The organism is Thauera sp. ZXT1-4, assembly GCF_052598215.2.
This window is the reverse complement of the sequence record NZ_JBQWSN020000001.1, coordinates 260776-274477: the sequence shown is the minus strand read 5'-3', so window position 1 is coordinate 274477 and position 13702 is coordinate 260776. Positions and strand designations below refer to the sequence as shown.

The following is a 13702-nucleotide window of genomic DNA, read 5'->3' as shown; positions in this document are numbered from 1 at the left end:
GGCTGTCGCCATTTGGGAGGAGCAGAGCAAGTCGATCGTGCACTCCAAAATCCAACCCGAGAAAATGCCCTAAAGATTTCCCACGTTCGACCGTTACAGCAAGCAACGGCACGGAGATCACGCAGCAGTCGCTGACTCAAGGCGCGAATCGGCCGGGTTCATCGAAATTCGAAACCTAAAGGAGTCGATCATGGCACAAGTAATCAACACCAACGTCGCATCCCTGAACGCTCAGCGTCAACTCAGCACCAGCGGCAACTCACTCGCCACTTCCCTGCAACGCCTGTCTTCGGGCCTGCGCATCAACAGCGCGAAAGACGATGCCGCCGGCCTCGCGATTGCGGAGCGCTTTACCTCGCAGATTCGCGGCCTCGATCAGGCTCGCCGCAACGCCAACGACGGAATCTCGCTGGCGCAGACTGCTGAAGGCGCACTCCAGTCGTCTGGCGATGTCCTGCAGCGGATCCGCGAACTTGCCGTCCAATCGGCCAACGCATCGAACTCTTCCTCTGATCGTCAGGCGATTCAGGCTGAAGTCTCGCAACTCACATCCGAACTCGACCGCATTTCACGCACCACGGAATTCAACGGCCTGAAAATTCTAGACGGCACGTTCGGCACTGCGAACTTCCAGGTTGGCGCAAACGCGAACCAGACCATCACCGCCTCCACCGGCAACTTCCGCACCTCCAACTACGGTAACAACAACGTCACCAGCGTGACCACCGCAGCAAACGTCACAGGCACCAGAACCGATGCACAAGTAGGAGCGAAGGAAGGTGTCCGCATAGCCGACGCTACTCTGCAGATCTTCGGTAACCTCGGCGCCAGCGGCACGATCAACGTCGCTGCCAACTCCAGCGCAAAGACTGTCGCCGATCAGATCAATGCCGTCAGCAACAAGACCGGTGTGACCGCAACTGCACGCACCGAAGGCACAGTCACCTTCGGTGCCGGCGGCGCCTATTCGTTCGACATCGTCGCTGACAATGCTGCCAGTGATACCGTTCGGGTCTCCTTCACGATCGGCGGCGCCACCGGAGCCGACAACCTCGCCAACGCCGTCTCCGCAATCAATGACGTCTCGGGCAAGACCGGTGTCACCGCTTCGATCAACTCGAGCGGGCAACTCGTGATGACCAACGACAGCGGCAACGACATCTTCCTGCGCAACACGGTAACTGGAAATACCAATGCGGGCACCGTCAGTTTCGGGAACGGCGATCTTGCAGTAACCGGCGGGTCTGGCAACAACATCGGCCTGACCGGAACGGTTTCGCTCAATTCCGAGAAGTCTTTCACGGCCACCGGCACCGCGAACTCGGTCCTGACTGCAGCCTCGGTCGGCTCCAGTCTCCAGTCTGTCGCCTCGCTGGACGTCACCACCTTCGACAACGCGACCAAGGCACTCAAGATCGTCGACTCCGCCCTCGCTGCGGTCAATGGTCAGCGCGCCAAGTTCGGCGCCCTGCAGTCGCGCTTCGAAACCACCATCGCGAACCTGCAGACCAGTGCCGAGAACATGTCGGCTTCGCGCAGCCGCATCCGCGACACTGACTTCGCCTCGGAAACTGCCAACCTGACCCGCGCCCAGATTCTGCAACAGGCCGGCACCGCAATGCTTTCGCAGGCCAACGCCCTCCCGCAGAACGTGCTTTCGCTGCTCGGTTAAGCGGAGTAGGCTAACTCGTCAGGCACGGCGCGGGGTTCGCAAGGGCCCCGCGCCGTTACACCATCAGGGTGACCATCATGAACATCCCCTCGATCAACGCCTCGTCCCAGGCAGACAGCCTGATGGCGAGCACCGCTGGAACCACTCGATCACGGTTGGCAGAAGATGCGACGGCGGACAACACCCAGGCCTCTGGTATCAGCGGCGCACCGACGTCGATGAGCGCGGACTTGGTGACTGGCGGTACCGCGGCGAGTTCAGATGCCCTCGCGGCAAAGAAGCCGACGCCGCTCGAGCAGGTCCAGCAGGCCATGGAAGACGTCCGCAACGCGATTGCGCCAGTGGCACAGGACTTGCTTTTTTCCATCGACGAAGACACCGGCAAGACGATCGTGAAGGTCGTTGATGCCAGCACAGACGAGGTGATCCGCCAGATCCCCTCGGAAGAGATCATTTCCATCGCGAAGGCGCTGGACAAGTTGCAGGGCCTGCTGGTCGAACAGAAGGCCTGACCCGATTAGCAGAAAGGAGGACCCGACATGGCAACCATCACGAGCGGCGGTTCGATCATCGATGTAAACGCGATCGTCAGCGGACTGATGTCGGTCGAAAGTAGGCCATTGACGTTGCTGGCGCAGAAGGAGGCAAGCTACCAGGCGAAGCTTTCGGCATTCGGCCAGATCAAGAGCGCACTGTCCTCCCTGCAGACCGCGACGGACGGGCTGAAGACAGCGACCAGGTTTTCTGCGACGAAGGCGAGCGTCACGGGCGACGCTGGCTTCACAGCCAGTTCCAGCCCGGGTGCATCAAGCGGCAGCTATGCGGTTGACGTGCTGCAGATGGCCAAGATCCAGCGTGTCTCCACGCCGACAACCAGCAGCTTCACGCCTGCAGCTGGCAAGCTGACCATCGAGTTCGGCGCGGTCAAGGATGACGGTTCCGGGAAGACCTTCGAGAGCGACAGCCCGCCCCGAACGGCCAGCCTCGACTTCGAAGGCAGCACACTCGAAGAACTGCGTGATGCGATCAACGGCGACGCCACGCTCGGCATCAAGGCCAACATCATCAACAATGGCACGGCGAAGCAACTCGTACTGAGCGGAACCGCAACGGGTGCCGACATGGCATTCAAGCTGACTGGCGAGGGCGGACTCACGGATCTGAGCTTCGACCCCGCAGCGACGCCTGCGCCGACGGATCCGATGTACTCGGTACAGGCAGCGCAGGATGCCCGCATCCGCGTGGACGGCATCGAGGTCACGCGCGGCAAGAACACCATCACCGACGTCATCGACAACGTGACGCTCACGCTGAACAAGGAGCCCGTCTCCCCGGCGACCAGCCTGACCGGCACGCTGTCGGTCAGCGATGACCAGAGCGCGGCAAAAACTGCCGTCGAGGCATTCGTGAAGGCGTACAACGAAGTCGCCAGCACCTTGTCCAGCCTGACCTCCTACAATGCCGAGAACAAGACCGGAGCCGCACTGACCGGCGACTCGACCGCACGCAACATCCAGAATCAGCTGCGCAACGTGTTGGGCACGTCCATAGCGGGTCTTACGGGCGCCAGTTCTCTATCACAGGTTGGTGTCAGCTTCGGCAAGGATGGGAAACTTTCGCTCGACGACACGAAGTTCACGGCAGCCTTGGGCGATCCGGAAAAGGACGTCGCGGCTTTCTTCACGGGCAAGGATGGCGTCAAGGGCTTTGCCGAGACCCTCAGTACCCGACTCGACGCTTTCATCGACACCGATGGCCTGCTGAATAGTCGTACTGAAGGCATCAACTCGACCATCAAGTCCCTGACCAAGCAGTACGACACCATGGAAGCGCGGCTGAATCGAATGGAGGAGCGTTACCGACTGCAGTACTCCAACCTCGACACCCTGCTCAACGGCCTGACGCAGACCAGCACCTACCTGACCCAGCAACTGGCCAGCCTGCCTTCCGCCAGCAAGCCTCAGTAACCCGGAGCCAGATCTCCATGTTCGGAACCTCCTACGCCAATCGTGCCGCGGCCTACGCCCGCGTCGGCAATCAGACGAGCGTCGAATCGGCCTCGCCGCACAAGCTCATCCTGATGCTGTACGACGGCGCCCTCGTCGCCCTGCGCACTGCCACCGTGGCAATGCAGAACAAGGACATCCCGACCAAGGGCAAGTCGATCTCCAAGGCGATCGACATCATCATGAACGGGCTCAAGGTGAGTCTGGACATCAAGGCCGGTGGCGAACTCGCGGAGCGCCTCGACGCGCTGTACGAATACATGGCCGATCGCCTGCTGCACGCAAACCTGCACAACAATCAGGCAGCGATCGACGAAGTGATCGGTCTGCTCGACAGCCTGCGAGAAGCCTGGGCGGCAATCGAAGCTCAGGTACAAGGCTAGGAAACCCGTACGGCCATGCTGACCTTGGACACCGCTCGGACCCTGCTTTCCCTGTACCGGCAGATGCACGACGCTGCCGAGGCGGGCGATTGGGAGGCGCTGGCCGACATGGAACGGCAGGCGAGCACATTGCGCGCTTTGGCCGAATCGCCGGTTGAGGCGGCCGCGCCTTCCGAAGAGGACACAGCCGAGCTTCAGAGGCTCATTGCCGACATCCTGGAACTGGACCACCAGATCCGCCTCCACGCGGAACCTGCGCTGGAGAGCACTCGAAAGCTGATCTCCAGTTCGGTAAAGGGTCGCGCCCTACGTGACGCCTACGGTGGCTGACGGGCGCTGACCGCCCGAGCGCCAGGACCGTCTCGCCATGATCCCCGCCGACCTCGCCTCCCGCCTGCGTCTGCTCAACGAAGCGAGCTTCTTCAACACCGAGCCGCCCGTTCCGGGCCTGCAGCGGGCACGGGAGATCCAGTCCCAGCTGCCGGATCTGGTTCCGGGACAGCGCTTTTTCGCAACGCTGCAGCGCACCCTGCCCGACGGCACCTTCCGCGCCGTGGTCGCCGGGCAGCAGATGACGCTGGCGCTGAACACCGCAGCCCAGTCGGGCGACACGCTGGAGCTCGAAGTCTCGCAGGTCACACCGCGCGCGGTGTTTGCGCGCATCGTGGGCCAGGAGGCGACCGCGGCCAGCACCGCCTCGGCACAGCCGGCGCTGAGCCAGACGGGCCGGCTGATCAGCTTTCTGCTCACCGGGCAGCCGGCGCCGCAGCCGGCAAGCCTTGCCGCCAATCAGCCCCTGCTCACCGCACCACCGGCCAACGGGTCACAACTGGCGCCCTTGCTGCGCCAGGCGCTCGGTCAGAGCGGGCTGTTCTACGAATCGCATCAGGCGGACTGGGTGCTGGGCCGCCGCGACACCGCCAGCCTGACGAGCGAGCCGCAGGGCCAACCGCGCCCTGTGGCGCAGGCTTCGCCCCAGGCCTCATCGGGCCAGGCCGCTGCACAGGGCGGCACACCTACTGCGCAGGGTGCGCAAGCCGGGCAGCAGGCCGCGGCATCCGAGGGCAACGAGCGTACGAGCCAGGCGCGCAGCGCCGCAATGTCGGCCGAAGAGACCGCGCCGGTACGCACCGCACCGATACCGGAGCGCCTGATCCCCATCGTCCACCAGCAGCTGGACGCGCTCGCCACACAGCAGTATGTCTGGCATGGGCAGGCCTGGCCGGGCCAGGCGGTGGAGTGGCGGATCGAGGATCCTGAACGCGACGACGGCACCGCCGAGGAGGAAACCGCACGCGGCTGGGACAGCACCCTGCGCCTGACCCTGCCGCGCCTCGGCGGCGTGGAAGCCGTGCTGCACCTCTCCGGCAATCAGGTGGCGCTGCGTCTGCGTGCAGACGAGGCAGACACCCTGGCAGCGCTGGATTCGGGTGCCGCTGCCCTGGCCTCTGCCCTCGAGGCCGTCGACCTGAAGCTCTCCGGTCTGATCGTGGAGCCGCGCAATGAGTGACGCACGCCCCGGCACCCGCAACGAGGCCGTCGCCCTCGCCTACACGGCCGGCGAGACCGCGCCGCGGGTGGTGGCCAAGGGCAAGGGCGCGCTGGCGCAGGAGATCATCGACCGCGCACGAGAGGCGGGCGTCTTCGTGCATGAATCGCCCGAACTGGTGAGCCTGCTGATGCAGGTCGATCTGGACGCCCGCATCCCGCCTCAGCTCTATGTCGCAGTGGCCGAATTGCTGGCCTGGCTGTACCGGATCGAACAGGGCGCCGAGGCCGGTGCACCGCCGGTGGCACAGGATCTGCCCGAGACCCTGCGCCCGCGCAGCGCCGAGGCCGCGCCCGGAGGCTGAGACCCTGCGCCCGATGGCGCAGCGACCGGCCGCAGGCGGGTTTATCGTGATATAACGAAGCCGGAACCGTAACGCGCCGGAACACGCGGGAACGAGCGTTTGGAAAGAAAGCGGGTACGCCCTACAACACTCTGCACAAGATGCACATCGAACAGGAAGATACCCGCGTCGAGTTGGTCTACGGTGAAGACGAAGCAAAATACCTGCTGCGCGACCCCGTCGAAATCAAGGCACTTTTTCGAGCGCTGCTCGCCAGCCGAGGGCTGGTCAGCGCACGCATGGTCCCCGGCGGGCAGAGTTTCATCACCGCCCTGATCGAGGCCGACGAGCAGCACGGCATCCTGCTCGATGCCAGCGCAGATCCTCTGCAGAACGACCGCATTGCCCAATCCGAGGCACTCGACTGCGTCACGCAGCTTGACCGCGTGCGGATCCAATTCCTCGTCCGCCGCCCAGTACGGGTAGTCGAGGAAGGCAAACCCGGCTTTCGCGCGCCCTTCCCCAACACCGTGCTGCGCCTGCAGCGCCGCGAGTTCTACCGTCTGCAGACCCCTTCATCCTCGTCCCCGCGCCGCGTGGTGTGCAGGCTGCCCCTGCCGCTGGGCGACGGAACGATACGCGAGGTGGAACTGAACATCCTCGACATCAGCCGCGGTGGTCTCGCGATCGCCGTGCCGCCCGGTGGCGTCACGCTGGAACAGGGGGCCGCGTTCGAGGACTGCACGCTCCTGTTGCCCGACAACCCACCGATCAGCGCGCGACTGATCGTGCGCAACCTCTTCCGCATCACCCGCATGAACGGCGTCGAATTGCTGCGGATCGGCTGCGCCTTCGCCAACCTCTCGCGCGGCGCAGGCGACGCAATCCAGCGCTACGTCCTGCGCATGGAACGAGAGCGCAACGCGCGCGAGCGGGGGCTGACTTGACATCCGAGACCATGGAAGAAGAGAAAAAGACCTTCACCCCCGTTCCACCCATGCAGGACGCGGGATTCGAGCGCTACATCCTGCGCGGTCGGGGACAGATCCTTCAGGTGATGAAGGAACTGATCGACAACCGCTGCCTGATGTCGGCCTACATTCGCGGCGGGGTCTCCTACGTCAGCGCGGTGCTCAAGGTCATGCCCGATGACGAGGCGATCCTGATCGACGTAAGCCCGGACGCAGAAATTCACGCCAAGGCCCTCGAAGCCGAGCAGATCCTGTGCACCACGCAGATCAACCGCATCCGCATCCAGTTCACCGCGACGGGCATCCGCAAAGTGGTCGACGAAGGCCGCCCAGCTCTGCGTGCGAGGCTCCCGACCGAGGTGCTGCGCCTGCAACGCCGCGACTTCTTCCGCCTGCAGGTGCCCATTGCGCACAACGTCACGCTGACGATTCCGCCAGCGGAAGGGTCCGAGCAGGCCCCCAGCGAGACGCGCGTCGTCGACATCAGCGGCACCGGGATCGCGGTGCAGGTTCCGGCCGACCTGCGCGAGCTCACCATCGGGGAGTTCCTGCACGGCTGTACGCTGCGCCTGACGGACCGCGAGCCGTTGCCGGTCGATCTGGAGGTGCGCAACATCAACCGTCAGCTTCGGCCCAACGGTACCGAGCAGCTGCGTATCGGCCTGCGGTTCGAATCCCTGCCGCGCAGCGCGGACACACGCATCCAGCGCTACATCTTCAACGTCGAGCGCGAGATCAACGCGCGCACGCGCGGCGGTTTCTGAAGAGCGGCGCAGCGATCGCTGCGCCGGCGCCCGTTACACCGGCATGTTCATGATGTCCTGGTAAGCCGTGACCAGCCGGTTGCGAACCTGCACCATCTGCTGGAAGGACAGGCTGGCTTTCTGCAGATTGACCATCACGTCCTGCAGGTTCACGTTGGGGTCGCCTGCGGAGAAGTTCTCGGCCATCGCCCGTGCCTCGCCCTGCGCGGCGCTGACATCCTTGAGTGCGTTGCCAAGCACGTCGGCAAAGTTAACGCCCCCGGCGGGCGCGTCGGCGGGCGATGCGGCCTTGCCTTGTGCAGCCTGCGATACCGAGCGCAGGTCGCTCAGCATCTGGTCGATTCCACGGGTATCCATGTGCGTTCCCCAGCCTCAGGGTGTTTGGTGACGTCAGTGTAGCAGAGCAAGCGGCATGCCAAGCATTGGCGTGGTCGCAGTGCGACCTACCCGCGACCGCCGCGCCTTTGGGTGCCGCACTCGCGGGCAAGCCCGTTTCCACAGGGAAGCTCTGGAGGGCCCGGGTCAGCAGTCATGGCCCTCCTCACGGTACTGCTGCAGCTTGTAGCGCAGCGTACGCTCTGAAATCCCAAGCTTTTCAACGGTTTTCTTGCGCGAGCCGCCCAGCGCGCGCAACGTCGAGAGGATGTGTTCGCGCTCCAAGTCCTTCATGTTCGCCGGGCGCTGGGCCACTGCCTCGTGGGGGCTGGAAGCAGGAAGCGGACCCGCCGCTGGCGGTAGCGGGGCGGCGTGCACGGGCGCGGCAGCCGGCGGCGGCGTGAGTGGGGGAGTGAGTGGGGGCGTGACTGGAGACGTGAATGCAGACAGGTAAGCGGCAGAACTTGCCGGTGCAGCGGCAGGTGTTGCCGCCTCCGGATTCCAGTGCGGCAGGCACAGCCGCACAGTCTCTGCGTTCACCTCGTCACCCGCCGTGAGGATGAGCACGCGGTGCATGGTGTTCTCGAGCTCCCGCACGTTGCCTGGCCAGCCGTAGCGCGCAAGCAGCACCTCGGCTTCGGGCGAGAAGCGCACCTGGCGCTTGAGCCGGGCGGCATGGCGCGCAAGGAAATGCCGCGCGAGCGGGACGATGTCGCCGGGGCGCTCGCGCAGCGCGGGAATCGCGATCGGAAACACATTGAGCCGGTAGTAGAGGTCTTCGCGGAAGCGTCCGGCGGCGAGCTCGGCCGGCATGTCCCGGTTGCTGGTGGCGAGCACACGGATGTCCAGCGCCACCGGCTTCTTGCCGCCCACGCGCTCGACCTCGCGCTCCTGCAGCACGCGCAGCAGCTTGGCCTGCAGGCCGAGCGGCATCTCGGAGATCTCGTCGAGCAGGATGGTGCCGCCCTGCGCCTGTTCGAACTTGCCCGGCTGCGCCGCCTGCGCGCCAGTGAAGGCGCCCTTCTCATAGCCGAACAGCGTGGCTTCGAGCAGGTTCTCGGGGATGGCCGCGCAGTTGATGGCGACGAAGGCCTTGCCGGCGCGCGGCGAATGTTCGTGGATGTAGCGCGCGAACACTTCCTTGCCGGTGCCCGACTCGCCCGAAAGCATCACCGTGGCGTCGGTCTCGGCCACACGCGCAGCAAGCGCCAGCAGGTTGCGCGTAAGCGGATCCTCGGCCACGGTGTCTTCCGCATCGGGCTGCACGGCGGCGTAGCGGCGCACGTTCTCGAGCAGCACATCGGGCTCGAAGGGCTTCATCAGGAAGTCGCAGGCGCCCCCGCGCATGGCCGCCACGGCCTTGTCCACGTCGCCATAGGCGGTCATCAGCAGCACCGGCAGCTGCGGCCAGCGCGCACGGATCTCATGCAGCAGCTGCAGGCCATCCATGGGCTGCATGCGCAGGTCGGTGACGACGAGGTTGAAGTGGTCCTGCTCCAGCGCCGCCAGCGCCGCCGGCCCGCCATCGACGCCGACGACGCCGTGATGCGCCATCTCCAGCGTGAAGCAGACCGCATCGCGCAGCGCGGCGTCGTCCTCGACCACTAGGATGTTCAATGTCTCGATCATGTGGGTTCGTCCCCGTTCGAAGCGGCTGCCGATGCGAGCGGCACGGTCAGCGCGAATTCCGCCCCCTGCCCCGGTGCGGAGCGCAGCGTGATGTCGCCGCCGTGCGCACGGGCGACGCCGCGCGCGATCGCGAGCCCCAGACCGGTGCCCTCCGCGCGAGTGGTAAAGAAAGGCTCGAAAAGGCGCTCCTGCAACTCGGGCGGCACGCCGCCGCCGCTGTCACGCACCGTGAAGCGCACCGCCGCGCAGCCGATACCGGACTCGGCCGCGTCGATCTCGACCGCGGCGAAGGCAAGCTGCCCGCCCTGCGGGCAAGCCTGGATGCCGTTCTCGAGCAGGTTGGTGAGCGCCCCGCCGAGCGCCTTGCGGTCGCCCAGTACGCTTGCCTGCGGGCACGCGCAGCCGCTCTCGAAGCTCACCTGGCGGGCACGTGCGAGCGGCTCCAGCGTATGCGTGAGCTCCGTGACCAGTTCGCACACTTCGAAGCGGTGGCGCCCGGTGCTGTCGCCGCGGGCAAACAGCAGCATGTCGCGGATCAGGCGCTCAAGATACCGCAGGCGCTCGAGCGCGCGGTCGGCCACCTGGATGCGCTGCAGCGGGTCGAGTTCGGACTGGCGCAGGTTGCCGGTGTAGAGCAAGGCAGCCGCCAGCGGCGTGCGCAACTGGTGCGCGAGGCCGGCGACCATCTCGCCCATCGCGGCCAGGCGCTCGTTGCGCTCGGCGGTGAGGCGCATGCGGAAGGTGTCGGTGATGTCGTGCAGCAGCACGATGCGCTCGTCGCCGGACTCGAGCTCCGATTCGGTCCGGGCCACGCGGCGCGGTTCGGCGCCCGCCTCCGCCTGCGGCAGGCGCAGCAGGTATTCTCCGGGGGTCTCAGTCTCTTCCAGACAGCGCAGGGCTTCGCCCTCACCCAGGCCGGAAAGGTCGCGACCGAAGAGCTCGCCGGCGGCACGATTGGCCTGCACGATGCGGCCTGCGCGGTCGAGCACGAGCACCCCCGCGGGCAGCGCGCCCATCAACACCGCGAGGCGCTCGGTGAGTTGCCCCACCTGCTCCTGCAGCGCGTTGTAGGCCGAAGAGAGCTCTTCCGACGCACGGCTGAAGAGCGCAAAGGCTTCGGCGAGCTGGGCGGCATCCAGCGCGGGCGCAGCAGCGCCCGGCGCAGTCCTTGCATCGGCGCTGGCGGGGTCGGTCACGGCAGGAGTCAACGCGGGTTCCGTTTTCACGGCATGCACTCTATCGGCGAACACCGTCATCTTAGCCGGCAAACAAGCGGCAAAAAATGCCGCTTTTCACGACATGAACCTTGCGCTCGCGGACGGACAATGCCGCCATCGGAAAAAGCGTACGCGACAGGACAGCCACCATGGCCGCAGCAGAAAACACCGCAGACCTTGCCCCCGGCGCCGCAGCGCCGGCGGACACCCGGCTGCAGCAGGCACTGCAGAACATCAACGCGCTCTCGCAGCGGCAGAAGATTGCCGCCGCGGCCGCCATCGCGCTCGCGATCGCACTGGTCGCAGGCGCACTGCTGTGGAACCGGGCGCCCGATTACGCGGTGCTGTTCTCCAACCTCGACGAGCGCGATGGCGGGCAGATCATCACCGCGCTGCAACAGCAGAACGTGCCCTATCGCATGTCGGCCAACGGCAACGCCATCCTGGTGCCGCAGGCGCAGGTGCACGAGACGCGCTTACGCCTGGCCGCAGAAGGTCTGCCCAAGGGCGGGCTCGCAGGTTTCGAGCTGATGGACGGGCAGAAGCTGGGCATCTCGCAGTTCAACGAACAGGTGAACTACCAGCGCGCACTCGAGGGCGAGCTGTCCCGCACCGTGCAGGCCATCGACGCGGTGGCCGGCGCACGCGTGCATCTCGCCATGCCCAAGCAGACCGCCTTCCTGCGCGACGAGCAGCGCCCGACCGCCTCGGTGATGGTGAACATGCGTCCGGGCCGGGTGCTGAACCAAAGCCAGGTGGCGGGCATCGTGCACCTGGTGTCGTCGAGCGTGCCGCGCATGACCGCCGACGGCGTGAAGATCGTCGACCAGAACGGCAGCCTGCTCACCGAGCAGGCCGACCCCCTGATGCATGCGGGGCTCAACGCACGCCAGCTGGAGTACGTGCGTGCGATGGAGAAGGCCTTCATCGAGCGCATCGAGAACATCCTGATCCCGATGGTCGGCAAGGACAACTTCCGCGCCCAGGTCGCAGCCGATGTCGATTTCGACCAGGTGGAGCAGACCGCCGAAAGCTACAAGCCCAATCCGTCTCCCGACCAGGCGATCCGCAGTCAGCAGACCACCGAGCAGATCAATCCGCTGCAGGGACCGCAGGGCGTGCCGGGCGCGCTCACCAACCAGCCGCCGGTGCCGGCGACCGCCCCCCTCACCGCACCGCCGGTGGCCGGCGGCCCGGGTGCAGCGGGCGCCGCCGCGGTGAGCAGCAACCGCAGCGCCGTGCTCAACTACGAACTCGACCGCAGTATCCAGCACATCAAGCAGGCCGTGGGCCAGGTCAAGCGCCTGTCGGTGGCCGTTGTGGTGAATAATCGCACCATCCCCGGCACCGACGGCACGCCCACCAGCGTACCCCTGACGGACGACGAGATCTCGCGCATCACCAATCTGGTACGCGAAGCGGTCGGCTACAACGCCGACCGCGGCGACAGCATCAACGTGGCCAACAGCGCCTTTGCCCAGGATGGCGTCGAGCCGGCCCTGCCCCTGTGGAAGGACCCGGAGATGGTCGAGCTGGGCAAGGAAGGGCTGAACTGGCTGCTGGTGCTGGTGGCGCTGCTGCTGGCCTACTTCGGCGTGATCCGCCCGCTGCTGCGCACGGTGCTGCCGCCGCCGGTAAAGACCGAAACGGGTGCCGGTGCGGCGGGAGAGGAGGCGTTGGAGGAAGGCGAGGAAGGCGTGCGCGTCACCCTGTCGGGCGAAGCCGAGGAGAGCTTCGAGCAGCGCCTCGAGCGCATTCGCCAGCTCGCCCGCGACGATCCCAAGACCATGGCGAATTTGATGAAGAACTGGATGGGCCTGAATGAGGAGGGGCGCAAGTGACGACGCCTGAGGAAGGCCTGGAGAAGGCCGCCCTGCTGCTGCTGACCCTGGGCCCGGATGCGGCCGCAGAAGTCCTGCGCCAGCTCGGCCCGCGCGAGGTGCAGAAGCTGAGCCTGAAGATGTCGGAGATGCCCGCCCAGACCCGCGATCGCGTGATGCCACTGCTGATGGAAGTGGACGCGCACTTCGGCAAGGGCGCGATGATCCAGCCCGACGAGGCGCAGCTGCGCGAGATGCTGACCAAGGCGCTCGGCGACGAGCGCGCCGGCCACCTGCTCGCGCGCATGATGAGCGGCTCGGACACGGCAGGCATCGAAAGCCTGAAGTGGATGGACGCCGCCACCGCCGCCGACCTGATCAAGAACGAACACCCGCAGATCATCGCCACCATCCTCGTGCACCTGGAGTTCGACCAGGCGGGCGAGATCCTCAAGCACTTCACCGACCGCCTGCGCAACGATGTGGTGCTGCGCATCGCCACGCTGGACGGCGTCCAGCCCGCGGCGCTGAAGGAACTCAACGACGCGCTGACACGGATGCTCTCGGGCGCATCGAACGTGAAGAAGGCGGCAATGGGCGGCATTCGCCATGCGGCCGAGATCCTCAACTTCGTCGGTTCCACGCATGAAACGGCGGTCATCGACAACGTGCGCGAATACGATCCGGAACTGGCGCAGAAGATCCTCGACGAGATGTTCGTGTTCGAGAACCTGCTCGACATCGACGATCGCGGCATTCAGACCCTGTTGCGCGAGATCCAGTCCGACTCGCTCATCATCGCGCTCAAGGGCGCACCGCCCGAACTGCGCGAGAAGGTGTTCAAGAACATGTCCAGCCGTGCTGCAGAGATGCTGCGCGAGGATCTCGAGGCACGCGGGCCGGTTCGCCTGTCCGAGGTCGAGGCCGAGCAGAAGGAGATCCTCAAGATCGTGCGTCGCCTGGCCGAAGAGGGCCAGCTCATGCTCGGCGGCAAGGGCGGCGACGATGGTTTCGTCTGATCTGCGCCCCGGCA

General features: G+C 65.7%; 14 protein-coding genes. 11 read left to right on the top strand and 3 right to left on the bottom strand.

Annotated elements, in window-relative coordinates:
- The first annotated feature begins 190 nt into the window (after positions 1-190).
- From ACUH78_RS01385 to ACUH78_RS01345, 9 genes are all read left to right on the top strand, one after another.
- The gene (locus tag ACUH78_RS01385; protein WP_445332467.1) at positions 191-1672 is read left to right on the top strand and encodes a flagellin N-terminal helical domain-containing protein; all 1482 of its coding nucleotides are present in this window, start codon (positions 191-193) and stop codon (positions 1670-1672) included.
- Positions 1673-1749: 77 nt separating this feature from the next.
- Entirely contained in the window at positions 1750-2184 is a 435-nt protein-coding gene (locus ACUH78_RS01380) for a flagellar protein FlaG (RefSeq protein ID WP_445332468.1), read from the top strand.
- 27 nt (positions 2185-2211) lie between these two features.
- Positions 2212-3639: a flagellar filament capping protein FliD gene (gene fliD / locus ACUH78_RS01375; RefSeq protein WP_445332469.1), complete on the top strand. Its 1428-nt coding sequence runs from the start codon at positions 2212-2214 to the stop codon at positions 3637-3639.
- A 17-nt stretch (positions 3640-3656) separates the two neighbouring features.
- On the top strand, positions 3657-4061 hold the full coding sequence (gene fliS, locus ACUH78_RS01370; RefSeq protein ID WP_418362932.1) for a flagellar export chaperone FliS: 405 nt from the start codon (positions 3657-3659) through the stop codon (positions 4059-4061).
- Between the two features lie 15 nt (positions 4062-4076).
- Positions 4077-4391 (top strand): flagellar protein FliT, encoded by a 315-nt coding sequence (locus ACUH78_RS01365; RefSeq protein WP_445332470.1) that lies wholly within the window; start codon positions 4077-4079, stop codon positions 4389-4391.
- Positions 4392-4428: 37 nt separating this feature from the next.
- Positions 4429-5571 (top strand): flagellar hook-length control protein FliK, encoded by a 1143-nt coding sequence (gene fliK / locus ACUH78_RS01360; protein ID WP_445332471.1) that lies wholly within the window; start codon positions 4429-4431, stop codon positions 5569-5571.
- A complete protein-coding gene (locus ACUH78_RS01355; protein ID WP_445332472.1) occupies positions 5564-5914 on the top strand; it encodes an EscU/YscU/HrcU family type III secretion system export apparatus switch protein in 351 nt (116 codons plus the stop codon). Before fliK ends, ACUH78_RS01355 begins: the two co-directional genes overlap by 8 nt.
- Before the next feature lie 140 nt (positions 5915-6054).
- Positions 6055-6840 (top strand): flagellar brake protein, encoded by a 786-nt coding sequence (locus ACUH78_RS01350; protein ID WP_418362936.1) that lies wholly within the window; start codon positions 6055-6057, stop codon positions 6838-6840.
- Between the two features lie 11 nt (positions 6841-6851).
- The gene (locus ACUH78_RS01345) at positions 6852-7628 is read left to right on the top strand and encodes a flagellar brake protein (protein ID WP_418362937.1); all 777 of its coding nucleotides are present in this window, start codon (positions 6852-6854) and stop codon (positions 7626-7628) included.
- 33 nt (positions 7629-7661) lie between these two features.
- On the opposite strand, the gene fliE is transcribed toward ACUH78_RS01345, so the two are convergent.
- The 3 genes from fliE to ACUH78_RS01330 all read right to left on the bottom strand — a co-directional run bounded on the left by fliE (position 7662) and on the right by ACUH78_RS01330 (position 10867).
- Entirely contained in the window at positions 7662-7985 is a 324-nt protein-coding gene (gene fliE / locus ACUH78_RS01340) for a flagellar hook-basal body complex protein FliE (RefSeq protein WP_418362938.1), read from the bottom strand.
- A 165-nt stretch (positions 7986-8150) separates the two neighbouring features.
- Complete coding sequence (locus ACUH78_RS01335; RefSeq protein WP_445332473.1) at positions 8151-9632, bottom strand: sigma-54-dependent transcriptional regulator; 1482 nt, start codon at positions 9630-9632, stop codon at positions 8151-8153.
- The gene (locus ACUH78_RS01330; protein ID WP_418363349.1) at positions 9629-10867 is read right to left on the bottom strand and encodes a sensor histidine kinase; all 1239 of its coding nucleotides are present in this window, start codon (positions 10865-10867) and stop codon (positions 9629-9631) included. Before ACUH78_RS01330 ends, ACUH78_RS01335 begins: the two co-directional genes overlap by 4 nt.
- Before the next feature lie 131 nt (positions 10868-10998).
- On the opposite strand from ACUH78_RS01330, the gene fliF reads away from it, so the two are divergent.
- A complete protein-coding gene (gene fliF, locus ACUH78_RS01325) occupies positions 10999-12690 on the top strand; it encodes a flagellar basal-body MS-ring/collar protein FliF (protein WP_445332474.1) in 1692 nt (563 codons plus the stop codon).
- Positions 12687-13688 carry a flagellar motor switch protein FliG gene (gene fliG, locus ACUH78_RS01320; protein WP_418362941.1) on the top strand — a complete coding sequence of 334 codons (1002 nt, stop codon included), beginning with the start codon at positions 12687-12689 and terminating at the stop codon, positions 13686-13688. Before fliF ends, fliG begins: the two co-directional genes overlap by 4 nt.
- Positions 13689-13702: the final 14 nt, after the last annotated feature.

Bases quoted from the DNA above. Each gene is read 5' to 3' on its own strand.
- ACUH78_RS01385 (WP_445332467.1), top strand. From the start codon at position 191: ATGGCACAAGTAATCAACACCAACGTCGCATCCCTGAACGCTCAGCGT.
- ACUH78_RS01380 (WP_445332468.1), top strand. From the start codon at position 1,750: ATGAACATCCCCTCGATCAACGCCTCGTCCCAGGCAGACAGCCTGATG.
- fliD (WP_445332469.1), top strand. From the start codon at position 2,212: ATGGCAACCATCACGAGCGGCGGTTCGATCATCGATGTAAACGCGATC.
- fliS (WP_418362932.1), top strand. From the start codon at position 3,657: ATGTTCGGAACCTCCTACGCCAATCGTGCCGCGGCCTACGCCCGCGTC.
- ACUH78_RS01365 (WP_445332470.1), top strand. From the start codon at position 4,077: ATGCTGACCTTGGACACCGCTCGGACCCTGCTTTCCCTGTACCGGCAG.
- fliK (WP_445332471.1), top strand. From the start codon at position 4,429: ATGATCCCCGCCGACCTCGCCTCCCGCCTGCGTCTGCTCAACGAAGCG.
- ACUH78_RS01355 (WP_445332472.1), top strand. From the start codon at position 5,564: ATGAGTGACGCACGCCCCGGCACCCGCAACGAGGCCGTCGCCCTCGCC.
- ACUH78_RS01350 (WP_418362936.1), top strand. From the start codon at position 6,055: ATGCACATCGAACAGGAAGATACCCGCGTCGAGTTGGTCTACGGTGAA.
- ACUH78_RS01345 (WP_418362937.1), top strand. From the start codon at position 6,852: ATGGAAGAAGAGAAAAAGACCTTCACCCCCGTTCCACCCATGCAGGAC.
- fliE (WP_418362938.1), bottom strand. From the start codon at position 7,985: ATGGATACCCGTGGAATCGACCAGATGCTGAGCGACCTGCGCTCGGTA.
- ACUH78_RS01335 (WP_445332473.1), bottom strand. From the start codon at position 9,632: ATGATCGAGACATTGAACATCCTAGTGGTCGAGGACGACGCCGCGCTG.
- fliF (WP_445332474.1), top strand. From the start codon at position 10,999: ATGGCCGCAGCAGAAAACACCGCAGACCTTGCCCCCGGCGCCGCAGCG.